This window comes from Acinetobacter sp. LT1 (genome assembly GCF_059800965.1).
Genome location: NZ_JBBAXE010000013.1, coordinates 42,530 through 66,229 on the forward strand (window position 1 = coordinate 42,530; position 23,700 = coordinate 66,229).

Sequence of the window (23,700 nt, forward strand, 5' to 3'; positions counted from 1 at the left end):
CTTTTTATTTAAAGATTAGTTTAAACCTTTAAATTCAGCTTTACCGCGGTAAGCAGCTTTAGTCAATTCTTCAATACGAAGTAATTGGTTGTACTTAGACACACGGTCAGAACGGCAAAGTGAACCAGTCTTGATTTGACCAGCAGCTGTACCTACTGCTAAGTCAGCAATAGTAGAATCTTCTGTTTCACCAGAACGGTGAGAAATAACAGTCGAATAACCATTTGCTTTAGCAAGATAGATTGCATCTAAAGTTTCAGTCAAAGTACCGATCTGGTTGTATTTGATTAAGATTGAGTTACCAACTTTTTCATCAATACCACGTTGTAAAATCTTAGGATTAGTTACGAACAAGTCATCACCAACCAATTGGATTTTATCACCAAGGATTGAAGTCAAGTAGCTCCAGCCTTCCCAATCAGACTCATCAAGACCATCTTCGATTGAGATAATTGGATATTGATTTACAAGGCCAGCTAAATAATCTGCAAACTGATGGCTTGTAAATGCACGGTTACCTTCACCTTCTAAAACGTATTGACCATTTTTGTAGAATTCTGAAGATGCGCAGTCAAGTGCAAGCATCATGTCTGAACCAGCTTTGTAACCAGTCAATTCAATTGCTTGTAAAATGATTTGAATTGCTTCTTCGTTAGAACGTAAGTTAGGAGCAAAACCACCTTCATCACCTACAGCAGTATTCAAACCTTGTTTCTTTAAAACTGATTTTAAAGAATGGAATACTTCAGCACCAGCACGTAAAGCTTCAGCAAATGAAGTGAAACCTACAGGCTCAATCATGAACTCTTGAATATCAACAGTGTTGTCCGCATGCTCACCACCATTTAAGATGTTCATCATCGGTACAGGCATTGTCAAAATTGTTTGACCACGAAGATCTGCGATGTATTGGAAAAGAGGAAGTTTCTTTTCTTCAGCAGCAGCGCGCGCAGCAGCCAATGACACAGCTAAAGTTGCGTTAGCACCTAATTTCTCTTTGTTTTCAGTACCGTCAAGCGCGATCATTGTATTATCAATGTCTTTTTGCTCAAAAACTGATTTACCCAACAAAGCATCACGAATCAACGTATTAACGTTATTAACTGCTGTACGAACGCCTTTACCTAAGTAACGCGATTTATCACCGTCACGTAGTTCTAAAGCTTCACGAGAACCAGTTGAAGCACCAGATGGTGCACATGCACGACCAACAACCCCAGATTCTAAAATTACGTCTGCTTCGATGGTTGGGTTACCACGAGAGTCCAAAATTTCACGTGCACGAATGTCAACGATTTGGCTCATGAACAATTCCTCTTTGAATGAATATGAGCTGCGGTTAAAGCAGCGTAAGGGTTATAAAACAACTCAATGGGTGTCTAACTTTTTGAATCCTTTAACTAAAGTATCCAATTCTTTTATTTGTGCCAAGAACGGTTCAAGTTGCGACATACGTAATGCACAAGGTCCATCGCATTTTGCATGTTCTGGATCTGGGTGTCCTTCCAAGAACAATCCAGCCAAACCAGTTGCCATTCCAGCGCGTGCTAAAGTTGTAATTTGAGCACGACGACCACCTGCTGAGTCAGAACGACCACCAGGGGTTTGTAACGCATGTGTCACGTCAAAGAAAACTGGCACATTCATTTCTTTCATTGTGTCAAAGCCAAGCATATCTACAACAAGATTGTTATAACCAAATGCTGAACCACGTTCACAAAGAATAAGTTTGTCGTTTCCTGCTTCTAAACATTTGTGCAGGATATGGCGCATTTCATGAGGTGCTAAAAACTGGGCTTTCTTAATATTAATAATAGCCTGTGTTTTCGCCATCGCCTCGACAAGATCAGTCTGACGACTTAAGAAAGCGGGTAATTGAATAATATCGGCTACTTCTGCAACTGGTGCAGCCTGATATGGCTCGTGCACATCAGTAATGATAGGAACATTAAAATGTTTTTTAATATCACCTAACCATTCGATACCTTTTTCAAGTCCAGGACCACGGAATGAATGTAGACTAGAACGATTTGCTTTATCGAAACTCGCTTTAAATACATAAGGAATATCTAAGCGTTTGCAAATATCAACATATGTTTCTGCAATTTCAAAAGCTAAATCTTTTGATTCAAGTACGTTCATTCCGCCAAATAATACAAATGGCAAATGATTTGCCATTTGTATATCGCCTAAACGTACAACTTCTTGTGGTTTTAATTGTGACATTTAAACTTTCCCAGTTTATTTAAAATCGCATTATTTACTTTTTTGATGCTGTGTTTTTGCAGCGTCAATAAAACTAGCAAATAATGGATGTCCATCACGTGGTGAACTTGTAAATTCCGGGTGGAATTGTACAGCAATAAACCAAGGATGTTCAGGAATTTCTACAGTTTCAACTAAATGTTGTGCTGAAGAGTAACCTGAAATCTTCATACCAGCTTGTTCAATCGACTCGATGAAACGGTTATTCATTTCATAACGGTGACGATGACGCTCAGTGATTTCAGCTTTACCGTAGACTTCACGTGTTTTTGTGCCTTCAACCAATTCAGATTTTTGAGCACCTAAACGCATAGTTCCACCTAGGTCAGACTCAAGGCTGCGTTGTTGTAATTCACCGCGCTCATCTAACCATTCAGTAATTAAACCAATGAGTGGATATTTTGTAGAACGATTAAATTCTGTAGAAGAAGCTTCTGGCATACCTGCAACATGGCGAGCGTATTCAATAACAGCCAATTGCATGCCTAAACAAATACCCAAGAATGGGATTTTGTTTTCACGTGCGTATTGAATAGCTTTCATTTTGCCTTCAGTACCACGCTCACCAAAACCGCCTGGAACTAAAATTGCGTCAGCTGTACTTAAAATAGATACGTCTTGGCTTTCAAGTTCTTCAGCGTTGACATAATCAATTTGTACTTTTACGCGATTTTTAATACCTGCGTGTAATAACGCTTCATTCACAGACTTATAAGCATCTGGTAATTCAACATATTTACCAACCATAGCTACACGTAAAGTGTATTCAGGATTTAGTAATGCTTCGACTACATTGTCCCAATCTTCTAGGTTTGCTTCTGGAAGATCATTAAATCCAAAACGCTCACAGATCAAGTCATCAACGTTTTGTTCATAGAATGTACGTGGGATTTGATAAATCGTTTTCGCATCTTTACATACCACTACAGCACGTGCTTCTACGTTAGTGAACAATGCAATTTTGCGTTTAGTATCAACATCCACATCATATTCAGTACGACAGATAAGAATATCTGGTTGAATACCAATCGAAAGCAACTCTTTTACAGAGTGTTGAGTTGGTTTTGTCTTAAGCTCTGCTGCAGATTTGATATATGGCAACAAAGTTAAATGCATAAGCATGGTTCTTTTATGACCAAGCTCAACCATTAATTGACGAACTGACTCCATAAATGGAAGTGATTCGATATCACCTACTGTGCCGCCAATTTCTACGATAGCAACATCGTAGCCTTCACCTGCGCGAAGTACACGTTCTTTAATGTTGTCAGTAATATGAGGAATAACTTGAACTGTACCACCAAGGTAGTCACCACGACGTTCTTTATTTAAAACGTCCTGATATACACGACCACTGGTAAAGTTATTAAGTTTGGTCATTTTCGCACGACGTAAGAAACGTTCGTAATAACCCAAGTCTAGATCAGTTTCGGCACCATCCTCTGTGACAAAAACTTCACCATGTTGGAAAGGGCTCATTGTCCCTGGATCGACATTAATGTAGGGATCCATTTTAACCATTGTGACTTTTAAGCCACGGGCTTCCAAAAGTGCAGCAACTGAAGCAGCAGAAATACCTTTACCTAGCGATGAAACTACACCACCAGTGACAAAAATAAAATGGGTCATTAAGTTTCTCGTACAATCAAGCCGAAATCGGCCTACAATGTTTGGCAATTTTACTGTACTCTGCCCCTATAAAGCAAAGTCAAACCGCATCAATTCAAAGATCATTAAACAACTGGCTATTCTATCAGCATTTTTAATAAAAATTTAGGTCAATCTCACATGATTTTTTCATTCTCTTTTGCTGTTATAATGCCAGCTCCTCAATTAAATGTTGTTTAGGACAATGGCAAATAAAAAACTTTTAATCTGTGCTGCAATTGCTGCTGGACTATTGTTAACCGCATGTGTCAAAAAAGAAACACCTAAAGAAGAAGAGCAAGAAAAGGTTGAAACTGCTGTTTCAGAACCTACACCTGCTGAACCTGCAAAATTTGAGTCTCTAGAAAGTGTTCAAACTGAAGAAGCTCAAACTCAGGAACCAACGCAAGTTGAGGTGCATCACGAAGAAACAGCAAATACGACAACTGAAATTCGCCGTGAAACTCGCCCTGCACAAGCTGAGCAAAATTCACAAACAAATGTTTCTGAGCAACCTAAAGCAGAACCAAAGCCAAAACCTGAACCTAAGCCTGAAGCAAAAGCAGAGCCAAAACCATCTAAACCAGCTGAACCAGCTCAAAGTGAAGATGATGCTGTTGCTGCTGCAATTGCGGCTGCTACTCCAGCGCTTAAGAACTAAGTTCGTATGCGATATGCCCAAATTGAACCATCAGTTTGGGCTTTTTAAATATTATTTAAGTTATCAACACAATAATAAGTTTTACTTTTCTTTCTATTTATCTTTAAAGTTTTCTTAGTTATCAATTAGGGACAATCTACTTTTTTCACTTCAAAAAACATTGACGATAGATATATGGCGATGTAGTTTTTCAACAAGTTCCTTTTTGGAACTTTAATTAAAAGAAGATTGGAGCCTAGAATGAATACAGTATCAAATCGTGTCCCCGCCTCATTTCCAGTCCGTCGTATGGACTATAATTTTGAAAATGTACCTCGCTACTGGTGTAATAATGAACCCACTTTTACCCATTATTTTACGGGTTTATCTACATTATTCCCTGAAGGTGAATCATATTTCGTTCGCTCTGTTCGAGCTTTACGCGCCAAAGCAAAGTCGAATGAAATTTTAGATCGGGAAATCAGTGCGTTTATTGGCCAAGAAGCAATGCACTCAAAAGAACATCATGCTTTTCATGTAAGTGCACAGCAATATGGTTTAGATCCTCAATCTTTAGAAAAAGTAACTGGCATCGTTTTAAAAACTATTGAAAAAGTTTTTAGTAAAAAATGGAATTTGCTTGTAACAGTAGGTCTAGAACATTACACAGCAGTACTTGTGGTTAGTATGATGCAATCCGTTAATGAATTGATGACGGACTCAACTATTCGCAATTTATGGCTATGGCATAGTATTGAAGAAACTGAACATAAAGCTGTGGCCTTTGATCTCTATCAACATTTATATGGAAGCGGCTTAAGTGCATACCTTCCTCGCATTACAGTCTTTACTTTAAGTCTATTTTTGATTACCGGTTTTTCAACAATTTATCAATTTGTTCTTATGAAACGGGATCATCAACTTTTAAATTTCAAATCTTGGCGTAAGTTCTTTAGTTTTGCGAATAAACAATATAGAACATTGATCCCCCAATTTTTTGATTATTATCGCTTTGATTTTCATCCCAACCAAACAGATGAAAAAGACCTCGTGGCTAGCACAAAAATCAAAATTGGACTAAAAGATCCCAAATTGCTTTTATCTTGATCTAATAAAATTATAAAGCCCATCTATTGAATGGGCTTTATTTAACTTATTGCAAATTACCGTTATTGTTTATGTTCGACCAAAAAATAATTTGATATTAATTTGGCAGCCCATGATGTACTTTTCCAACCTTCATAGAAGCCACAATGACTTCCTTTTTTTGTGGTGATTACCGCAATATTACTCATTTGCTGAATCGTTTCTTTGTAAGGTTCCAAATTTTTAATAGAACAGACAGGATCATCCTCAGCGTTAAGAATCATTAATGGTATTTTGACATTCTCAAATACATAAATTGGATTAATGGCTTGGCAATAGCTTTGATAATCTTCAAAGCCAGCCATTTCAAAATATTCTTTCTCAAACTCTTCCAGACTTGTGGTCGCCAGAACTTTTTCAATAGAAGAAAGTTGGTTCCATGTATTTTGATAAGGATGAATAAAATACTTGAATAACTTTTTGGTCATCATTTTGCTATAAAACGGATGAACATTTTTAAAGCCTATCTCTGTATTGTAGCCTGGACACATTGCAAAGGCAGCTTTAAATGGCGTGTCAGTACCTTGCTCTCCTAAGTAGCGAACCAGTAGTCCTGTTCCAGCAGAGGAACCTACAGCGTATAAATCCGATTTAGGAAACAAATTTTGAATATGTTCAAGTTGCTCTTTAAGATCGCTTGTTGATCCAAAAAGAGAAATCTGTGGTACAGGCATAGGTAAGCCAGCATGCCCACGGCGTAAGCATAGCGCTATTCTCCATCCTGTATAGTGATGTATATCTTTCACAAGTTCACGCATACTTTCAGGGGTCCCTGTAATGGTATGCATAATGACAACTGTTGGAGTATCTGAAGGAAGATCATAGCCATACCACGCGATTGCAGTTACGCCACCATCTTTCATGGTGAGCTGATCAATACGATCATATTCAAGCTTAATGGTTTTTTTTCTAATAATATCAAAATATAAAAGATGAACATGATTGTTGCTTAACCACGGTGTGGGCCGATATTTTTGCTTGAGCTGGGGCAATTTCTCCAGAATATCTTTTATTTTCCCATTTGGATCATAATAGATTTTTGGCTGTTCAGCACCTAATACCGAATCGAACAATTCTGAACCGAAAGCTTTAATTTTATTTAAAGTAGATATGCCCATTTTCAATCACTACCTCTGATTATGAGTTAAATGATTGCCGCACTAAGGCTGCAACCTGTTGTCCCCAAATTGCATAAATTTCCTTACTCGGATGAAAACCATCACTTGCCATAGGCAGATTCATCGCTTGAAAATGCTCAATATCATATTGAATGAACTTAAATTGGTTTTGTGATTCTAACCATTTATCTAGTACCTGATTCATTTGTTCCGCATATTTTCCAAACAACCAAGCCAATGGATTTGGTAACGCTGGGAAATGCTGCATTGGCGGAACACCAGAAACAATAATGAGCTTAGGCTGAAAACGTGCCTGTATATATTGAAATAATTGTTTTTGTTGTTTTATCCATGAACTTGCTGAGGTTAGTTTCGTGACATCATTAACACCAATCGACGTAACCACCACATCGTAATTTTGTTGCTCTAAATGCTGTACTGCTTGAAAAACCTGCTTAGTTGTATCACCTGTTTTTGCATGCAGTTTCCAGCGTATCGAATATTGATCTTGCAACTCAGAAATAATTGCACCAGATAAAGCATCTTTTTGGTTTTCTACCCCAACACCTGCTGCGGCAGAGTCTCCTAAAATAAGTAATGATAGAGGTCTTCCCTTGCCAACGGTGCCTTCTCTATCACCGCTTGCTTCTAGCAATCGTGGTGTATTCTTACGAACCTTTGTTCCTTGTACAAACAGTACAGGAAGCAATACTAGAGTTGAAAGCTTTAACCACATTTTATTGATCTCTATCTTACTAAGCTATTTACTAAAATTATTGAGGTTGAAACTTAGCAATTCTTATACCCATTTGTTCAGCCAATGCAGCTAAGCCACTCATTGGACGTATCATTACTTCAAAATCAATAATTTTGCCTTGTTCATTAAAACGAATCATATCAATACCTTTTAATGATTTACCACTAACATTGGCACTGAACTCAAACACTACATTTTCACCGTCTTCTGTATAAAACTCACGATGATAGGTAAAGTCTTCGAACACCTGAATCACATTGGTAAGAATGAAGAAAACGACCTGCTTTCCTTCATAAGGTTTGTAAGCAACTGGTGAGCGAAAAACCACTTCATCCGCCAGCAAGTCATTTAGATCGGATAAGTTACCAGCCTGAACCATTTCATGCCATTTTTCTAAAGACTGTTTTGTTGTTTCGAGTGTCATTGTTTTTTATATCCTATAATTTAACCAAAGAAGTAATGGGCATTTCTCTTTAAAAAAATGCCCATAAAAATTTATAGTGTTGCTGCTAATTCAGCGCCTTGGCGTATTGCACGTTTTGCATCTAGTTCACCTGCCTCTTTAGCGCCACCAATTAAATGAACTTTTTTTCCATCTGTTTTTAACTGATCATACATTGCAGTAAATGACTCTTGGCCTGCGCAAATCACCACATGGTCAACCTCAAGTACACTTGGTTTCCCATCCATAATTATATGTAAACCTTGATCGTCTACCTTGTCGTATTGCACACCTGCAAACATTTTGACCTGACGATTTTTTAGTCCTGTGCGATGAATCCAGCCTGTTGTTTTACCTAAACCAGCACCTACAGCAGCAGTTTTACGTTGTAGTAAATAGATTTCTCGTTCAGAGGCCTCAACTTTTGGCTGTTTTAAACCGCCTACATGTTCATATTGAGTATCGATTCCCCATTCTTCATAAAACTTTTCTGGATTTAAGCTGCCACTTTCACCTTCATGAGTAAGATATTCAGCTGTGTCGAAACCAATACCACCCGCTCCAATAATGGCAACACGTTGTCCTACTGGCACACGCTCTTTTAAAACCTGTAAATAGCTCAGTACTTTAGGATGATCAATTCCCTCAAACTGTAATTGACGAGGCGTTACACCTGTTGCAACCACAATTTCATCAAAATTTGCTTGGCTTAATTCTTCGTAAGTTGCTTGATGGTTTAATACAAGTTCAATATTTGGTCGCAATTCAATTTGACGACTAAAGTAGCGTAAAGTTTCGTAGAACTCTTCTTTTCCAGGAACTGTTTTTGCAATATTAAACTGACCACCAATTTGATGACTTGCTTCAAAAACTTTAACTTGATGCCCGCGATCAGCTGCATATACCGCAAAACTTAAACCTGCCGGACCCGCACCAATAACAGCAATATTCTTTTTAACCTGAGCTTCTTTAAAGATCAGCTCAGTTTCATAACATGCACGCGGGTTTACTAAACAAGTTGCAATTTTCATTGAGAAAATATGATCTAAACAAGCTTGGTTGCACCCAATACACGTATTAATTTCATCACTACGGCCTTGACTTGCCTTCAAGACAAACTCAGCATCAGCTAACATTGGTCGTGCCATAGACACCATATCAGCATGACCAGATGCTAATACATGTTCAGCCATTTCAGGCGTATTGATTCGGTTAGAAGTAATTAAAGGTATAGAGACTTCACCTTTGAGTTTTTCAGTCACCCAAGTAAATGCAGCACGCGGAACTTTGGTTGCAATTGTTGGAATACGCGCCTCATGCCAACCAATACCAGTATTGATTATGGTTGCACCAGCTTTTTCAATTTCTTTTGCAAGCTGAATCACCTCATCAAAACTTGAACCGCCTTCAACTAAATCAAGCATGGATAGACGATAAATAATGATAAAGTTTTCACCGACTAATTCACGCGTACGCTTTACAATTTCAATTGGGAAGCGGATACGATTTTCGTAACTACCGCCCCATTCATCATCACGATGATTCGTACGAGCTGCAATAAACTCATTAATTAAATAACCTTCGGAGCCCATGATTTCTACACCATCATAGCCCGCATATTGAGCAAGTTTGGCACAGTTGGCAAAGTCATCAATGGTTTGTTGTACTTCCGCAGAGCTTAAAGCTTTAGGCTTAATCGGGTTAATCGGTGCTTGAATTGCTGAAGGTGCAACGTTATTTGCCTGATAAGAATAACGACCCGTATGTAAAATCTGCATAGCAATTTTACCCCCAGCTTCATGAACAGCTTGGGTAATTACTTTATGTTTTTCAGCTTCTTCAATTGTATCTAGTTTGGTTCCGTGGCTAAAGACAACACCATCATCATTTGGAGAAACACCGCCAGTTACAATTAACCCCACATCACCTTTCGCACGCTCAGCATAAAATGCAGCCATGCGCTCATATCCTTGCGGTGCTTCTTCTAATCCAATGTGCATCGACCCCATAAGCACACGGTTTTTTAAATTAGTAAAGCCTAAATCAAGTGGCTTTAATAAATGTGGATAAGCCGACATATTTTCTCCTATGGCTAGCAACAAGCTTGCTAATGCAACTTGTTGCATAAATTTATAATCAAATTTTGACTTTTATGCAACATGTTGCATAATCTCATGAGTCACACTTTACTTTTGCTTACAAACTGGATTGCCATGTCACTTCCTCATGTTTTATTGACCAGCTTGCTTGAACGTCCAAGTACAGGGTTTGAACTTGCCCGTCGCTTTGACCGCTCAATGGGCTTTTTCTGGAATGCCACTCACCAGCAAATTTATCGTGAACTCAATAACATGCTTAAAAAAGGCTGGGTTTCCACTTTAGAAAATGAAATGGATAATGGCCGAAAAAAAACCTATCAGGTCGAACAACTGGGTCGTATAGAACTGGCTTCATGGATGACGCAACAAAGTGAACCTGCGCAGCTTCGTGATGATTTAATGGTTAGATTGCGTGCAGAAGCACAATTGAGCAATAATCAGATATTACCTGAATTGTTAAGGCATCTTGGTTTACATCAAGAGAAGCTCAAACTTTATCAAAGTATTTATGATAAAGATTTTAAAGACAGCGATGATCTAAATGACCGTGTGTTATACATCCACAAAATGATCTTAGAACTTGGAATTACGATGGAAAGTGAATGGATCAAATGGTTGGAACAAGTCATCCCTCAATTAAAACTCTTTGCCCAAGATAACCCATCTGGAGAATAGCCATGCCGTATTACACCATGCCCGATCGGGAAAATTTATTTGTACGCCGTGTTGGTCGTGGTGAGCCTGTTTTGGTTTTATCTGGCCTTGGCATGCAAAGTTGGCAGTGGCTACCGTTTATTTATGCAAACCGTAAAGAATATGAGTTTATTATTCCAGACTGGCGTGGTTTCGGTGGGTCAAAGAATTGTGCAATTCCCGAGCAAGATGCCATTTCTAGTCATTGGCAAGATGTTGCTCATTTGATAGATCAATTAAAACTCGATAACTTTATTTTGATGGGTTATTCAATGGGCGCGACAACTGCCATGCATGGCATGAAACACGCTCAACTTGCACAGCAGTTAAAAGCCTATTTACATATTGATCAGACACCCAAAATATCAGTAGATTCAACTTGGGAATATGGTTTATTCGGCCCTCTTCACACTCAGTTCAAACAACTATTAAATGATATTTATCAATTATTGCTAAAGCATAAAAACGCCAAATATCTTTATGAACTATCTCTTCCAGATCGACAAGAACTAGTCCGTCTATGGGTAGATTTTATTGAGTTACAAAGTAGCAATCCATTTAGTCCACTAGTTTTTAAAACAGCTTTAAAACAGCCTTTTCTACAAAAATACTTATTACCTATTCAACGTTTGGATTACTTGTTTTGGTATGTTGAAAACTATCTTTATCATAATGAAGATTATCGAGAAGCAATTCAGCAGTTAGCATGTCCTACCACTTTCTTTATTGGTCGTAATTCGACACTTTATCCAGAAACTGGTCAGACACTAATTGCACATAGCGTTGAGCATGCAAAAGCAATATATTTTGAACGTTCAGGCCATACACCTTTATTAACCGAGCCTAAAAAGTTTGGGCATGAAATCACTACATTCTTATCCGAACTCAAGCATGCTTCTTAAAAAACAAAGGGATCTATTTACAGATCCCTTTTTAAAGCCCATAAATAATTAAGCGGAATGAGCTAATTCTTTTGTCTTTAATTGCTTCGAGACATTTAATAAAAGCTGCTCTGTTTTTTCCCACCCTAAACAACCATCAGTTACTGACTGGCCATAGGTCATATCACAAGAAATCTTTTGGTTACCATCAACCAAATGACTTTCAATCATGACACCTCGAACTTGTGTTTTTAAACGTTCAGCAACGATTTGCTGTAAAACTTCTGGCTGACGCAACGGATCTTTCCCACTATTACCATGACTACAATCAATCACCAGTGCAGGTAAATTCTGTTTGTACTTTTCGCGTATAGCCTGAATTGAAGCCAAATCGTAATTTGGCCCATGATTCGCACCACGCAAGATCAAGTGAGGTAATGGATTTCCAGCACTCTGAATCACTGAAGGCAAGCCTTGTTGATTCATTCCTAAAAATTGATGTTCATTTTGCGCGGATTGAATCGCATCTAGTGCAATCTGAATAGAACCATCAGTACCATTCTTGAAACCAATACTGTATGGCATATGACTAGAGATTTCACGGTGAATCTGAGATTCGCTTGTGCGAGCTCCAATTGCACCCCAAGCCAATAAATCATCAAAATAGCCAGTTGCCATTGGGCTTAAAATTTCACTCGCAATTGGCAAGCCCTTTTCAATAATTTGTAGGTACAGTTCACGAGATTTTTCTAAACCAAGTTGTAAATTTGATGAGCCATCTAAATTCGGATCATACATGAACCCCTTCCAACCAACTGTGGTACGTGGTTTTTCAATGTATGTACGCATCACGATAAAAATCTGATCTTTAACTTTTTCTTGTAATTTTTGTAGTTTTTCAGCGTATTCAAGTACTGCAACTGGATCATGAATTGAACAAGGCCCTGTAATTACCATTAGACGATGATCTTTGCCGTTAAGAATATTTTGAATAATTTGGCGGTGTTCGGCAATTTGACGTGCGAAAGAGTGTGCAAGCGGGTATTTCGCTTTTAACTGGATAGGTAAACTAACTGGTGTTTCTTTTGTATTGGTTTGAGTCAGTAAAGTATTTAGGGCATTCATTGGTTTTTTCCTTGGGACTGCAATCTACTCAGTCCGATCATTTATTTGAGCGTTTTGGATCTATTCGTTGGTAAAGGTAAGCAAAAGTAAAACCAATAAAAGTTGCTAAAGTACGAATAAGTCATGTTGTTCATTTTAAGTTCCTCGATTCTAAAAAGATAAAGCATAAAAAAACCTGATCGGGGTTGCCGATCAGGTATTAACTGTGATGGGCAACTTTCTCATGCCCGAATACGCTCAGGCAACTATCTAAATTGCCAAAAGTAATAATAAGCGTTAGTGTTCACAGATTGATTTAACATCTTTATCTCAAATATTAAAAAATGTTCCTTAAATCTAAAATACGCATTGTTGATGAGTTTGACAAGTCTTTTTTTTGAAAAAAACTTCTTATTTTCTCGCTTAAGATTTGATTCAATGATGCATTAACGAATCAACCCTTGAGGTTGCAAAATAATTAAACCAGCTCCACAAAGCACAATTAGACCACCTAATATATCCCATCTTGTTAATCCCACCTGATCAACAAAGCGTAGCCACATAAGCGCAGTAAAAATATAGATACCGCCATAGGCCGCATAAATGCGCCCAGAAGCTGCCGGATGTAAAGTCAACAACCATACAAAGATAGCCAGACTTAAGACCGTAGGTAGCCACAGCCAAGCCGACTTACCCTCTTTTAAAATCAGATAAGGAAAATAACAACCAAGAATTTCAGCAATTGCCGTGATAATAAATAACCCGAATACACTGAGTATTCGGGTTATAGCAAGACTATCAATTAACATAAGTTATGCTGGTTCTGCCGTATGATGATCTTCAAACACTTCAAGTTTTAAGCCGACAGCTTTGCCATCTTCTTTTTTCACCGATACAGCCACGTTACCACCATGATCTGCAAGTTCACCAAACAGAATCATTTCGGCGAGTGGTTTCTTCAAGTGCTCTTGAATGAGACGTTGCATTGGACGAGCACCCATCAAACGATCATAACCATTTGTAGCTAACCAATCTCGTGCACTTTGATCAACATCAAGCACAACTTGTTTTTCATCCAATTGCGCTTGTAATTCTGTCAAGAATTTGTCGACTACAGACTCAATCACAGTTGTTGGCAATGCTTTGAATTGAATAACACCATCTAGACGGTTACGGAACTCTGGTGAGAAAGCACGTTTCATCGCTTCTTGGTTGTCAGAACTATGATCTTGTTCCGTGAAACCAATGCTCGCACGAGAAATACTTTCGGCTCCAATATTCGTAGTCAGAACAATAATCACATTTCTAAAGTCTGACTTACGTCCATTGTTATCCGTTAAAGCGCCATGATCCATGATTTGTAGCAATAGATTAAACACATCTGGATGTGCTTTCTCAATTTCATCAAGCAACAAGACACAATGCGGATTTTTATGAATCGCATCTGTAAGCAAACCACCTTGGTCATAACCCACATACCCTGGAGGTGCACCAATTAAGCGTGAAACTGCATGACGTTCCATATATTCAGACATATCGAAACGTACAAGCTCTACACCTAATAATTTAGCGAGCTGCTTAGTAACCTCAGTTTTACCTACCCCAGTTGGACCAGCAAAAACAAAACTACCCACTGGTTTATCTGGTGATTTTAAACCAGCACGAGATAACTTGATCGCTGAACCTAATGCAGTAATTGCTTCGTCTTGACCAAACACCACACGTTTTAAATCACGCTCAAGATTTTCAAGCACTGACTTATCATCTTTAGACACAGTTTTTGGTGGAATACGAGCAATCTTAGAAACGATATCTTCGATATTCTCTACGGTAATCAAGCTATCATCAGTTTCAGCTTTCAAACGGCGTTGAGCACCTGCTTCATCGATGACATCAATTGCCTTATCTGGCAAGAAACGATCATTAATGAACTTAGCAGAAAGCTCTACAGCTGATACCAAAGCCTTATCGTCATATTGTACGTGGTGGAAATCTTCAAACTTAGTTTTCAATCCACGTAAAATATCAATCGTTTCCGAAATACTTGGCTCATTGACATCAATTTTTTGGAAACGACGAGATAACGCATGGTCTTTTTCAAAAACCTGACGATATTCTTGGAAAGTCGTTGAACCAATACAACGTAAAGTACCATTAGCTAAAGCTGGCTTAATAAGATTTGACGCATCCATTGTGCTACCCATACTTGAGCCTGCACCAATGATCATATGAATCTCATCAATGAATAAAATCGCATTTGGATTTTTCTTCAATGCATTAAGCAGTTGTTTTAAACGTTTTTCAAAGTCACCACGATATTTAGTTCCAGCAACTAATGCACCAATGTCCAGACTATAAATTTCAGCCTGACTTAAAGGTTTAGGTGCTTTACCATTCACAATTAACCATGCCAAACCCTCGGCAATCGAGGTTTTACCTACACCTGGATCACCTACAAGCAATGGATTGTTTTTGCGACGGCGACACAGAATTTGAGCTGTACGCTCAATTTCTTTTTCACGACCAATCAATGGGTCAGTTTTGCCTTTTTGCGCTTCAACATTTAGATTCAGCGTATAAAGCTCAAGTGGCCCTGCATTGCTTGCGCTAGTTTCACCTTCAATATCTTCAACTTCTTCTTCAACTTGTACTTCGTCTTTACGTGTCCCATGAGACAAGTATTGAGTCAATGTCAAACGATTGATTTGATGACGTTTAAGTAAATACACAGCAAAAGAATCACGCTCTGAATACATTGCGACCAAAACATCTGCACCTTCAACAGTACGATCGCCGCCACTTGATTGCACGTGAAAAATAGCACGTTGCAAAATGCGGTCGAAACTTTCTGTTGGATGAGGCGCTTGCTCGCTATTTTCGCCAAGCTTAGGAGTATGCTGTTCTACATATTCTTCTAATTCTTTACGCAAAGAAACTATATCAGCCCCACATGCTTTTAATGCATTCACGGCTGAATCGTTGTCGAGTAGTGCTAATAATAAATGTTCAACTGTAAGAAACTCATGTCTCTTTTGACGAGCCATGCTAACAGCCAAACGTAATGATACTTCTAATTGACGACTGAGCATGTAACCCCCTTATGCTTTAGGCTCAATCTGGCAAAGTAATGGATGACCTTGCGATCGAGCGTAATTATTAACAAGGTTTGCCTTAGTTTCCGCGATGTCTCTTGGATAGACTCCGGCAATACCTTTACCTTCATAGTGTACTGTTAGCATTACTTGAGTTGCTTGGTCAAGATTCATTGCAAAGTATTGTTGTAAAATTTCAATTACAAAGTCCATTGGAGTGTAATCGTCATTCATTAATACGACTGCATATAATGGGGGACGCTTGAGTTCAGGAGGGGCTGTTTGTACAACAACCTCTCCATCATGATCTTCGTTTTGCGAATCACTTAAGCGTGGGTGGAAGTGCCAATCGACATAGCCAGACTGCTGAAAAGAAGCCTTGATATCTTTTAAGTTTGTTTGACGCTTATTTGTTCGCATAGGATGTTACTATTGTGAATTTGCTTCAGCTTGAGGAATTTCTGCCACGAAAGCAGAAGATGTTTCGACAGGTTTACCACGCTGCCAACTAAAACGTTTAATAATCGGTGTATCAGAGCCACCAGTTAAACGCACTTCAATAAATTGAGGCGTGAAACCTTTAGGCATTGTCCAACGACCTGTTAAGCGCTCAAAGTCAGTAAAGTTAAAGTTCTTCGCTTCAAGTGGTACGACTAAAACCTCAGTATCTTTGATCAATCTGATTTCAACCGATCCTAAAGCACGGCGCTTACTTGGACTTACTTGAACTAAATCTAGTTGATATTCATAAGCATTTTCAGGTAAAGGCTTAATTGCCAGATTTTGGATTGTTAAGCTCAAACCACCGCGCTGTCTCAAAATCTCACGGTAGATATTACTCATACCTTCTTGCTGAGTCTTATCGGCGTTCGCTTGATTAAGCGCTTCAAATAGATCATTTGCATTCGTCACAGCCACATCACGCTCTTGCACCGCTGCATTAAGGCTTTTGTTAACTGCATCTAAGGCTGTTTTTTGCTTTTGCACCACTTCAACCAATTGCTCCGCATCTGCATCGTAACCAACAACAGTTAAACCTTGACGGTGCCCAATTGTATAGCCGAGCGCAAAACAACCACTCATTAAAATAGCAGCACCAATAAACAAAGGCTTATTGGTGTTTAAAAATTTTTTCTTTTGCAACGAACTTTCTGCTGAAGTCGTCTGTCCAGAGTTTTGCATCGTCATCTCAGTGTTCAAGATCAGAGTCAAGACACACATTTAAATCGAAATTTAAATGTGTGTGAAGCAAAAAAGAGTTTTTTATGGTAATAAACCAATCCCTTGTAAGCCTTCATCTTCATTAAAGCCAAACATAAGGTTCATATTTTGTACAGCCTGACCAGATGCACCTTTTACAAGGTTATCTTGAGCCGCCAAAATAATCAGTTTATTTGGTTGTGGTTTATATAATGCAATACGAAGTTCATTCGCACCGCGTACACTACGTGTTTCAGGTGAACTATTTGCAGGCATAACATCTACGAATTTTTCATTAGCATAGAAGTTTTCATACAAAGCTTGTAAGTCTGTCTGCTTACCAGCTTCTGTCAAATCTACATAAATTGTACTCAGCATACCGCGAATCATAGGTACTAGATGAGGAACAAATAAGAGTCCATCAAACCCGCCCTTTTGTCCTGCAATATTTTCTAAGGCTTCTACAATTTCTGGATGGTGACGATGACCTGCAACACCATATGCTTTAAAGTTATCAGCGTTTTCACTATAAATCATGCCCAAGCTTGCTTTACGGCCAGCACCCGAAACACCAGACTTCGCATCAATAATAATATTTTTGGTTTCAATGAGTGCTTGTGCTGATTTTAATAGTGGCGCTAAACCTAATTGAACAGTCGTCGGATAGCAACCAGGGTTACCAATAACTTGAGCTTGTTTAATTTTTTCGCGGTTTAACTCAGTTAGACCATATACAGAATCTTTTAGTACATCTGGGCAAGCATGCTCCATACCATACCATTTTTCAAATTGTTCAAGATCTTGTAAGCGAAAGTCTGCTGCTAAATCAATAACTTTAGTTCCAGCTGCAATTAAATCTTTGGCATGTTGCATGGCAACACCATGTGGCGTTGCAAAAAATACAACATCACACTCTTTTAATGCATCAATGTTTAAATCTGAAAATTGAAGATCAGTATGTCCACGTAAATTAGGGAACATATCTGCAACTGGTTTGCCCGCTTCTGTACGTGAAGTAAGAACTCGAACCTGCGCTTTAGGATGTCGTAATAAAATACGTAATAGTTCAACGCCTGTATAACCCGTTCCACCAACAATTCCGACAGAAATCACGTGCATTACCTCAATTTTTGAATCTATACTTGAGCAGTAGTATGACAGGATGTCCAAGCTTACAAAACCATTTCATGCTTAGTAATTTTAATTTTTTTAATTTTAGCGACAATCAGATAGCACTTACTGGACTGTCATAACCACATAAATATCAGCAAATAAATACCAGATTAATTTTTGGAGAGCTAGGATGCTTCATCAATCAAAAGAAACAAAATTACGCACGTACCTTGGCTTGAGCACATTTATTTTAAGTGTAGCCCTTACTGGTTGCGGAGGTGGAGGTAGTAGTGGAGGCAGTTCACCCACTACACCAACGCCAGTTGACCCTACACCTGAAGCAACAACTGATGTTACTTTAAAAACCCCTGTAGAAATGCGTAATATCCAGCTTAAAGTATATGACAATACCAACAATGCTATTTTAGTGGATACTTCAATTGCGAGTTTAAATAGCTTTAATGTCAAAATTCCTACTGCAAAATTGAATCGTTTATATCGCGTAGAAATTACAACTCAAAGCTCATCTCAAGTGTTTGACCCCATTACTCCACAATACCAAAATTTGTCAGGTATTTATCATGCATTTATTACACCAAACAGTGTAAGTGGCAGAATCCAATTCATTAGCCCAAGCAGTGAAGCAGTTTATCAACGAGCTGTCATACGTTCGGGACAACTCCCTCAAGAAACGGTTGACCCAACCCGTATTGAGCAATTACATGTGGATTTAGCTTCTCAAGATGTCTACAAATCGTTAATGAATGCGTTTAAGGATGGTGACATTCCAAGTTTAAGTCCAGCTAATTCCCTTCTGAATTTAACTTTGTTGCGATACTCAACTACTAAACCTAGTACATATGTAGATAGTTATCTTAGCTTTGGTTACTTACAATATTGGTCAACGATTCATGGCGGAGCAAACACCTACCAAGAACTTGTTAAAAGTTTAGCAACTGATTTAAAAGATGGCTTTTTGGATGGGAAAAAACTTCATGGGGATCAAACATCCTTCACTCCTATTTTCACACCTGCTCCAGATAATATTGATCCACTAAAAAATACGCTGTTAGATATTGCAGCTAATCAAAAAGTAACGCGCGATTACTTTGGAACCAACCTAAAAGCATCTACTTTGCAATTGGCTCAGGCTAATTCACAACAGTCTTTAGATCAGACGGGTTATGAACTTCTACAAAAAAAACAATATACAGGAATTGTTCCTACTGTAAATTCAACAACATTCATTCGCATTGACGGTGCTGGAGATTACCGTAGAGCTGTTGGGTTTACCACCACAGCGACGTGTAATGGATCAAGCTATCCATGCAAACAAGGCTTAACTAGCATCAACCTATCAGATCCAAACCTACCAGCTACAGACTATTTAGTGGGCCACTATGAAGACACCTCAACTGGATGTCAGCTTAATTTTCGCGCGAACGGTCAAATCGACTTAAGTAAAGGTTCACAAATTTATCGTGCTGCTTTAAGTGCTGATAGTACCGATAATTTATTGCAAACAGATGCTGCTAGTTCAAGTTATTTACTCAATTCAAGTTCAGCCGAACCAAATAACACGACGCAACAATACAACTTTATCCAATTATCTATTAAAGCAAATAAAATTATTAGTGCTAAAGCAGGTTTAGATAGCCGGAAAGCACCCGATAGCTTACAAACACCTCAACTAGAATGTACCTTTAGTTAAGCTGAAACATACCACCATGCAGGCAATGGATTTGATTTAAGTTGTCTGCGGTGTTTTTGAAAATATGGATCGTATTTTTCAACTTCTGCCCAAAATGCAGGACTATGGTCAAAATGTTTAGTATGCGCTAACTCATGAATAGCCACATAGCGAGCAATTTCGTGTGACATAAGTACCAGTCCTGCATGTAGCATAATATTATGCTGACTACTACAACTTCCCCACCGAGTTTTCGGGCGGCGAATTGTACACTCCCTATAAGCCAAATGAGTGTGCTCACTTAATTCTTTTAAAAGCTCTGGTAATTCTTGTTTCGCATAGGCAATAACTGCGTTTTGCAATGCCAAATATGGCTGTGTGTTTTTAATAAATAAAGAATTGTTTTCCCAGTCGAATTGAAAAACACGATGCTGCTTTTGAACAATCACTTGAAATGGCTGTTCTTTATTAAAGAAATAAATTTCCGAAGGAATTTCAATGGATGCCGATTGGACGTTTTGTTGCTTATTCCATGTCTCGGTTAACCATTGTTCAGATTGTGCTAAAAAATGCTGAATTTGTTTTTTACTACAAAATAAAGGAACCGTAAGACGGATTGAAGCAGGCTCAACACGTAAGCGCAATTTTCGTGCTCTTACGTGTCGAACGATTTTAATCTCTGGCATTTTTGCAGACATTACTGTGCTGTACGCTCTTCAATACCATTATTCGTTGCAACAATTGCAATCGTTGCCGGATTTAAGGCGAAGATACCGTTAGTTACCACACCAGGAATATTGTTAATTGTTTTTTCCAGCTCAATAGCATTTAAAATATTAAGATTGAAAACATCCAAAATAACATTACCGTTATCTGTAACTACACCTTCACGATAAACCGGATCACCACCCAAACTTACCAATTTACGAGCTACAGCTGAACGTGCCATTGGAATAACTTCTACTGGTAATGGGAAATCACGTCCAAGTTGATCAACCCATTTTGAATCATCAACAATACATACAAATTTCTTAGCGATTGATGCAACGATTTTCTCACGTGTTAATGCAGCACCACCACCTTTAATCATATGCATATGGCGATCAATCTCATCTGCACCATCAACATAGGCATCTAGGCTACCTACATGGTTCATATCAACCACTTCAATACCAAGTTTTTTAAGGCGATCAGCAGTTGCTTGAGAACTTGCCACAGCCGCTTCTAATTGTAATTCAGGTAATAAATCAATTAGAAAGTTTACGGTACTTCCAGTCCCAATACCCAAAATGCCACCTTTGGGTAAGTGTTTTAAAGCAGCTTTCGCAGCAGCTTGTTTCTTTTCATCTTGGGTTGCATATAGGCTCATTACATCACTCAACTATTTTTTGACATTTATGCGCCAATAAACGGCGCAAATGCACAAGGGTTTGCTACAATAATTTCCTATTTTAAACTGTTATAGGGAAGATGAACATGCTGTCTCGTGTGGTACGACAAATTTTACAAGCAACGGTTTATGATGTTGCAATTGAAACACCTCTCGAAGCAGCTCCACGAATTAGTCAAAAATTAAACAATACAATTCGTTTTAAGCGTGAAGATTTACAACCCGTTTTTTCTTTTAAATTACGCGGTGCCTATAACCGTATTAGTCAATTACCAAAAGAACAACTTGAACGCGGAGTAATTTGCGCCTCTGCTGGTAACCATGCTCAAGGCGTAGCTTTGTCAGGACAAAGACTAGGAATTCCCGCTATTATTGTTATGCCAAGCACAACACCTGACATTAAAGTTCAGGCTGTTAAACGCTTAGGTGGTCAAGTCGTATTACATGGCGATAGCTTTGATATCGCAAATAAATATGCTCAACAACGTGCTGAAGTTGAAGGTCTTGTATTTATTCCACCTTATGACGATGAACTTGTCATTGCAGGTCAAGGCACAATTGCCAATGAAATTTTACGTCAATGGCGTGATGTAGAGTACGTGTTTGTTGCCGTAGGTGGTGGTGGCCTTATTTCAGGCGTAGCAGCTTACCTTGGAGAAGTTGCACCGCATGTAAAAGTTATTGGCGTTGAATATGAAGAGTCTGCTTGTTTAAAGGCAGCTTTAGAAGCAAATGAACGTGTAATTTTGCCACACGTGGGCTTATTTGCAGATGGTACGGCTGTTGCCCAAATTGGTGCTTTACCTTTTGATATTATTCGTTTGCGCAAATCTGATAACTCAGGACCGATTGTTGATCCTGATATTGTGACTGTGAATACAGATGAAATTTGTGCAGCAATTAAAGACACATTTGATGAAAACCGCAGCATTGTTGAACCTTCTGGCGCAATGGCTTTAGCGGGTATCAAAAAATATATTCACGAACATAAAATCAGTAATAAAAATATGGTGTCGATTGTGTGCGGCGCCAATATGAATTTTGACCGCCTCCGTTATATTGCTGAGCGTACCGAGTTAGGTGAGCAACGCGAAGCGATTTATGCAGTTACCTTATCTGAAGAAAAAGGCGCATTCTTAGGCTTCTGCCGTGCTTTACAAGGCCGCAATATTACTGAGTTTAACTACCGAGCAAACAATACAGAGGAAGCACAAGTATTCGTCGGTATTAGTTTAAAAGGTGGAGATGCAGAGCGCCATGAAATTTTGGAACAATTAAAACAGCAAGATTATATTGTAGATGACCTTTCTGACGATGAAGTTGCCAAATTACATATTCGTTATTTAATTGGTGGTCATGCAAATCTAGATGATGAAAGATTGTTCCGTGTTGAGTTCCCTGAACGACCTGGTGCGCTCTTAACCTTCTTAACTCGTTTAGGTCCAACCCACAACATTACCCTCTTCCATTACCGTAATCACGGCGCTGCTGAAGGTCGTGTATTAGTTGGCTTACAAGCAACAGATGCTAAACAAAACCCTGATGGATTGATTGAGACTCTCGAGCAGATTAATTATCCGTATGCAGAAATTACTGATAACGTCGGCTATAAACGCTTCTTAAAATAATCTTTAATTTTGATGAAGAAGCCGACAAAGTTGTCGGCTTTTTTATACAATCTTTTTATATTTCTATCATCTTTACATTGCATCTCTTTATCTTAAAGAAAATATCCTTAAAAATAATGATCTAACTCGGAAAAAAGGACCAACATGGCACAGTTTGCAGTCATTGGCTTAGGTAGTTTTGGAGCCACAGTTGCTCAAGAACTCACAAAATTGAATCATGATGTTATTGGCATCGATACGGTAAAAAAGAATGTCGAAAATCTTGCCGACGTTTTAACTCATGCCGTCATTGCTGACGCTACCGATGAACATGTGCTTGACGAATTGAATATCCAAAATTGTGATGCTGTTGTAGTCGCAATTGGTGAAGATATTGAAGCCAGTATTTTGTGTGTGTTGAACTTAAAAAATTTAGGAATTGATAAAATTTGGGTAAAAGCAAAAACCAAAGCTCATCACACCATTTTGTCACACCTTAATATCAATAAGATTATTCATCCTGAAGAAGATATGGGCGTAAGAGTTGCTCAAGCTCTGAACTACCCTATGGTAAGCCGCTATATGTCTTTAGAAGATGACCATTACATTATCAAGATTGAAATCCCAGATAAGCTTAACGGCATCAATTTATATGGCATTATGCAGCAGGCACCTCAAGTCAAAACATTGCTCGTGAAAAGACAGCAGCAAATTTTGTTTGAGACTGAAGAAAATTTCACTTTGCAAACACATGATATTCTTATTTTAGAAGGTCATTTATCACAGTTAAAGAAACTTTCTAATTGCTTCTTATAA

At 38.5% G+C, this 23,700-nt stretch carries 22 protein-coding genes; 7 read left to right on the forward strand and 15 right to left on the reverse strand.

What is annotated here, in order from left to right; genetic code table 11:
- Positions 1-15 precede the first annotated feature (15 nt).
- From eno to pyrG, 3 genes are all read right to left on the reverse strand, one after another.
- Entirely contained in the window at positions 16-1,305 is a 1,290-nt protein-coding gene (eno, locus tag WBW42_RS13420) for a phosphopyruvate hydratase (protein ID WP_002121066.1), read from the reverse strand.
- 63 nt (positions 1,306-1,368) lie between these two features.
- Positions 1,369-2,226 carry a 3-deoxy-8-phosphooctulonate synthase gene (gene kdsA / locus WBW42_RS13425; RefSeq protein ID WP_002121042.1) on the reverse strand — a complete coding sequence of 286 codons (858 nt, stop codon included), beginning with the start codon at positions 2,224-2,226 and terminating at the stop codon, positions 1,369-1,371.
- 30 nt (positions 2,227-2,256) lie between these two features.
- Positions 2,257-3,894 carry a CTP synthase gene (pyrG, locus tag WBW42_RS13430; protein WP_002121060.1) on the reverse strand — a complete coding sequence of 546 codons (1,638 nt, stop codon included), beginning with the start codon at positions 3,892-3,894 and terminating at the stop codon, positions 2,257-2,259.
- A 223-nt stretch (positions 3,895-4,117) separates the two neighbouring features.
- Between pyrG and WBW42_RS13435 the strand changes: the two genes are divergently transcribed.
- Positions 4,118-4,573, forward strand: coding sequence for a hypothetical protein (locus WBW42_RS13435; RefSeq protein ID WP_032055984.1), 456 nt, complete (start codon positions 4,118-4,120; stop codon positions 4,571-4,573).
- A gap of 240 nt (positions 4,574-4,813) precedes the next feature.
- On the forward strand, positions 4,814-5,659 hold the full coding sequence (locus tag WBW42_RS13440) for a metal-dependent hydrolase (protein WP_025468387.1): 846 nt from the start codon (positions 4,814-4,816) through the stop codon (positions 5,657-5,659).
- 62 nt (positions 5,660-5,721) lie between these two features.
- Here WBW42_RS13440 and WBW42_RS13445 read toward each other — a convergent pair whose 3' ends face one another.
- From WBW42_RS13445 to WBW42_RS13460, 4 genes are all read right to left on the reverse strand, one after another.
- Positions 5,722-6,816 carry a YheT family hydrolase gene (locus WBW42_RS13445; RefSeq protein ID WP_032055980.1) on the reverse strand — a complete coding sequence of 365 codons (1,095 nt, stop codon included), beginning with the start codon at positions 6,814-6,816 and terminating at the stop codon, positions 5,722-5,724.
- Positions 6,817-6,835: 19 nt separating this feature from the next.
- On the reverse strand, positions 6,836-7,552 hold the full coding sequence (locus WBW42_RS13450) for an SGNH/GDSL hydrolase family protein (protein WP_032055978.1): 717 nt from the start codon (positions 7,550-7,552) through the stop codon (positions 6,836-6,838).
- A 37-nt stretch (positions 7,553-7,589) separates the two neighbouring features.
- The gene (locus tag WBW42_RS13455) at positions 7,590-7,997 is read right to left on the reverse strand and encodes a nuclear transport factor 2 family protein (protein WP_032055976.1); all 408 of its coding nucleotides are present in this window, start codon (positions 7,995-7,997) and stop codon (positions 7,590-7,592) included.
- Positions 7,998-8,068: 71 nt separating this feature from the next.
- Positions 8,069-10,093 carry an NADPH-dependent 2,4-dienoyl-CoA reductase gene (locus WBW42_RS13460; RefSeq protein WP_032070606.1) on the reverse strand — a complete coding sequence of 675 codons (2,025 nt, stop codon included), beginning with the start codon at positions 10,091-10,093 and terminating at the stop codon, positions 8,069-8,071.
- Between the two features lie 135 nt (positions 10,094-10,228).
- On the opposite strand from WBW42_RS13460, the gene WBW42_RS13465 reads away from it, so the two are divergent.
- Together WBW42_RS13465 and WBW42_RS13470 are read left to right on the forward strand one after the other, a co-directional pair.
- The gene (locus WBW42_RS13465; RefSeq protein WP_005073984.1) at positions 10,229-10,789 is read left to right on the forward strand and encodes a PadR family transcriptional regulator; all 561 of its coding nucleotides are present in this window, start codon (positions 10,229-10,231) and stop codon (positions 10,787-10,789) included.
- 2 nt (positions 10,790-10,791) lie between these two features.
- Positions 10,792-11,709, forward strand: coding sequence for an alpha/beta fold hydrolase (locus WBW42_RS13470; RefSeq protein ID WP_002120883.1), 918 nt, complete (start codon positions 10,792-10,794; stop codon positions 11,707-11,709).
- A gap of 48 nt (positions 11,710-11,757) precedes the next feature.
- On the opposite strand, the gene WBW42_RS13475 is transcribed toward WBW42_RS13470, so the two are convergent.
- The 6 genes from WBW42_RS13475 to argC form a co-directional block, all read right to left on the reverse strand.
- Positions 11,758-12,813, reverse strand: a complete 1,056-nt coding sequence (locus WBW42_RS13475) for a 3-deoxy-7-phosphoheptulonate synthase (protein ID WP_005073981.1) — start codon at positions 12,811-12,813, stop codon at positions 11,758-11,760.
- A 425-nt stretch (positions 12,814-13,238) separates the two neighbouring features.
- On the reverse strand, positions 13,239-13,601 hold the full coding sequence (locus WBW42_RS13480; protein WP_005069026.1) for a YnfA family protein: 363 nt from the start codon (positions 13,599-13,601) through the stop codon (positions 13,239-13,241).
- A 3-nt stretch (positions 13,602-13,604) separates the two neighbouring features.
- Positions 13,605-15,881: an ATP-dependent Clp protease ATP-binding subunit ClpA gene (clpA, locus tag WBW42_RS13485; protein ID WP_032055972.1), complete on the reverse strand. Its 2,277-nt coding sequence runs from the start codon at positions 15,879-15,881 to the stop codon at positions 13,605-13,607.
- Positions 15,882-15,890: 9 nt separating this feature from the next.
- Complete coding sequence (gene clpS / locus WBW42_RS13490; RefSeq protein ID WP_002121129.1) at positions 15,891-16,304, reverse strand: ATP-dependent Clp protease adapter ClpS; 414 nt, start codon at positions 16,302-16,304, stop codon at positions 15,891-15,893.
- Positions 16,305-16,313: 9 nt separating this feature from the next.
- Entirely contained in the window at positions 16,314-17,072 is a 759-nt protein-coding gene (locus WBW42_RS13495) for a DUF6776 family protein (RefSeq protein WP_014206946.1), read from the reverse strand.
- 75 nt (positions 17,073-17,147) lie between these two features.
- The gene (gene argC, locus WBW42_RS13500; RefSeq protein ID WP_016805956.1) at positions 17,148-18,203 is read right to left on the reverse strand and encodes an N-acetyl-gamma-glutamyl-phosphate reductase; all 1,056 of its coding nucleotides are present in this window, start codon (positions 18,201-18,203) and stop codon (positions 17,148-17,150) included.
- 184 nt (positions 18,204-18,387) lie between these two features.
- Between argC and WBW42_RS13505 the strand changes: the two genes are divergently transcribed.
- Positions 18,388-19,908, forward strand: a complete 1,521-nt coding sequence (locus WBW42_RS13505) for a hypothetical protein (RefSeq protein ID WP_032055970.1) — start codon at positions 18,388-18,390, stop codon at positions 19,906-19,908.
- Here the strand turns inward: WBW42_RS13505 and WBW42_RS13510 are convergent.
- Together WBW42_RS13510 and rpiA are read right to left on the reverse strand one after the other, a co-directional pair.
- Entirely contained in the window at positions 19,905-20,585 is a 681-nt protein-coding gene (locus WBW42_RS13510) for a YgjP family zinc-dependent metalloprotease (protein WP_032055968.1), read from the reverse strand. The two genes, WBW42_RS13505 and WBW42_RS13510, sit on opposite strands and share 4 nt — an antisense overlap.
- Positions 20,585-21,256, reverse strand: coding sequence for a ribose-5-phosphate isomerase RpiA (gene rpiA, locus WBW42_RS13515; protein WP_032055966.1), 672 nt, complete (start codon positions 21,254-21,256; stop codon positions 20,585-20,587). The genes WBW42_RS13510 and rpiA overlap by 1 nt, the downstream gene beginning before the upstream one ends.
- 101 nt (positions 21,257-21,357) lie before the next feature.
- Between rpiA and ilvA the strand changes: the two genes are divergently transcribed.
- Together ilvA and WBW42_RS13525 are read left to right on the forward strand one after the other, a co-directional pair.
- The gene (ilvA, locus tag WBW42_RS13520; protein WP_014206951.1) at positions 21,358-22,905 is read left to right on the forward strand and encodes a threonine ammonia-lyase, biosynthetic; all 1,548 of its coding nucleotides are present in this window, start codon (positions 21,358-21,360) and stop codon (positions 22,903-22,905) included.
- A gap of 144 nt (positions 22,906-23,049) precedes the next feature.
- The gene (locus WBW42_RS13525) at positions 23,050-23,700 is read left to right on the forward strand and encodes a potassium channel family protein (RefSeq protein ID WP_005069007.1); all 651 of its coding nucleotides are present in this window, start codon (positions 23,050-23,052) and stop codon (positions 23,698-23,700) included.

What these genes read in the sequence shown, in the direction of transcription:
- eno (WP_002121066.1), bottom strand. Translation starts at nt 1,305, where the DNA reads ATGAGCCAAATCGTTGACATTCGTGCACGTGAAATTTTGGACTCTCGT.
- kdsA (WP_002121042.1), bottom strand. Translation starts at nt 2,226, where the DNA reads ATGTCACAATTAAAACCACAAGAAGTTGTACGTTTAGGCGATATACAA.
- pyrG (WP_002121060.1), bottom strand. Translation starts at nt 3,894, where the DNA reads ATGACCCATTTTATTTTTGTCACTGGTGGTGTAGTTTCATCGCTAGGT.
- WBW42_RS13435 (WP_032055984.1), top strand. Translation starts at nt 4,118, where the DNA reads ATGGCAAATAAAAAACTTTTAATCTGTGCTGCAATTGCTGCTGGACTA.
- WBW42_RS13440 (WP_025468387.1), top strand. Translation starts at nt 4,814, where the DNA reads ATGAATACAGTATCAAATCGTGTCCCCGCCTCATTTCCAGTCCGTCGT.
- WBW42_RS13445 (WP_032055980.1), bottom strand. Translation starts at nt 6,816, where the DNA reads ATGGGCATATCTACTTTAAATAAAATTAAAGCTTTCGGTTCAGAATTG.
- WBW42_RS13450 (WP_032055978.1), bottom strand. Translation starts at nt 7,552, where the DNA reads ATGTGGTTAAAGCTTTCAACTCTAGTATTGCTTCCTGTACTGTTTGTA.
- WBW42_RS13455 (WP_032055976.1), bottom strand. Translation starts at nt 7,997, where the DNA reads ATGACACTCGAAACAACAAAACAGTCTTTAGAAAAATGGCATGAAATG.
- WBW42_RS13460 (WP_032070606.1), bottom strand. Translation starts at nt 10,093, where the DNA reads ATGTCGGCTTATCCACATTTATTAAAGCCACTTGATTTAGGCTTTACT.
- WBW42_RS13465 (WP_005073984.1), top strand. Translation starts at nt 10,229, where the DNA reads ATGTCACTTCCTCATGTTTTATTGACCAGCTTGCTTGAACGTCCAAGT.
- WBW42_RS13470 (WP_002120883.1), top strand. Translation starts at nt 10,792, where the DNA reads ATGCCGTATTACACCATGCCCGATCGGGAAAATTTATTTGTACGCCGT.
- WBW42_RS13475 (WP_005073981.1), bottom strand. Translation starts at nt 12,813, where the DNA reads ATGAATGCCCTAAATACTTTACTGACTCAAACCAATACAAAAGAAACA.
- WBW42_RS13480 (WP_005069026.1), bottom strand. Translation starts at nt 13,601, where the DNA reads ATGTTAATTGATAGTCTTGCTATAACCCGAATACTCAGTGTATTCGGG.
- clpA (WP_032055972.1), bottom strand. Translation starts at nt 15,881, where the DNA reads ATGCTCAGTCGTCAATTAGAAGTATCATTACGTTTGGCTGTTAGCATG.
- clpS (WP_002121129.1), bottom strand. Translation starts at nt 16,304, where the DNA reads ATGCGAACAAATAAGCGTCAAACAAACTTAAAAGATATCAAGGCTTCT.
- WBW42_RS13495 (WP_014206946.1), bottom strand. Translation starts at nt 17,072, where the DNA reads ATGACGATGCAAAACTCTGGACAGACGACTTCAGCAGAAAGTTCGTTG.
- argC (WP_016805956.1), bottom strand. Translation starts at nt 18,203, where the DNA reads ATGCACGTGATTTCTGTCGGAATTGTTGGTGGAACGGGTTATACAGGC.
- WBW42_RS13505 (WP_032055970.1), top strand. Translation starts at nt 18,388, where the DNA reads ATGCTTCATCAATCAAAAGAAACAAAATTACGCACGTACCTTGGCTTG.
- WBW42_RS13510 (WP_032055968.1), bottom strand. Translation starts at nt 20,585, where the DNA reads ATGTCTGCAAAAATGCCAGAGATTAAAATCGTTCGACACGTAAGAGCA.
- rpiA (WP_032055966.1), bottom strand. Translation starts at nt 21,256, where the DNA reads ATGAGCCTATATGCAACCCAAGATGAAAAGAAACAAGCTGCTGCGAAA.
- ilvA (WP_014206951.1), top strand. Translation starts at nt 21,358, where the DNA reads ATGAACATGCTGTCTCGTGTGGTACGACAAATTTTACAAGCAACGGTT.
- WBW42_RS13525 (WP_005069007.1), top strand. Translation starts at nt 23,050, where the DNA reads ATGGCACAGTTTGCAGTCATTGGCTTAGGTAGTTTTGGAGCCACAGTT.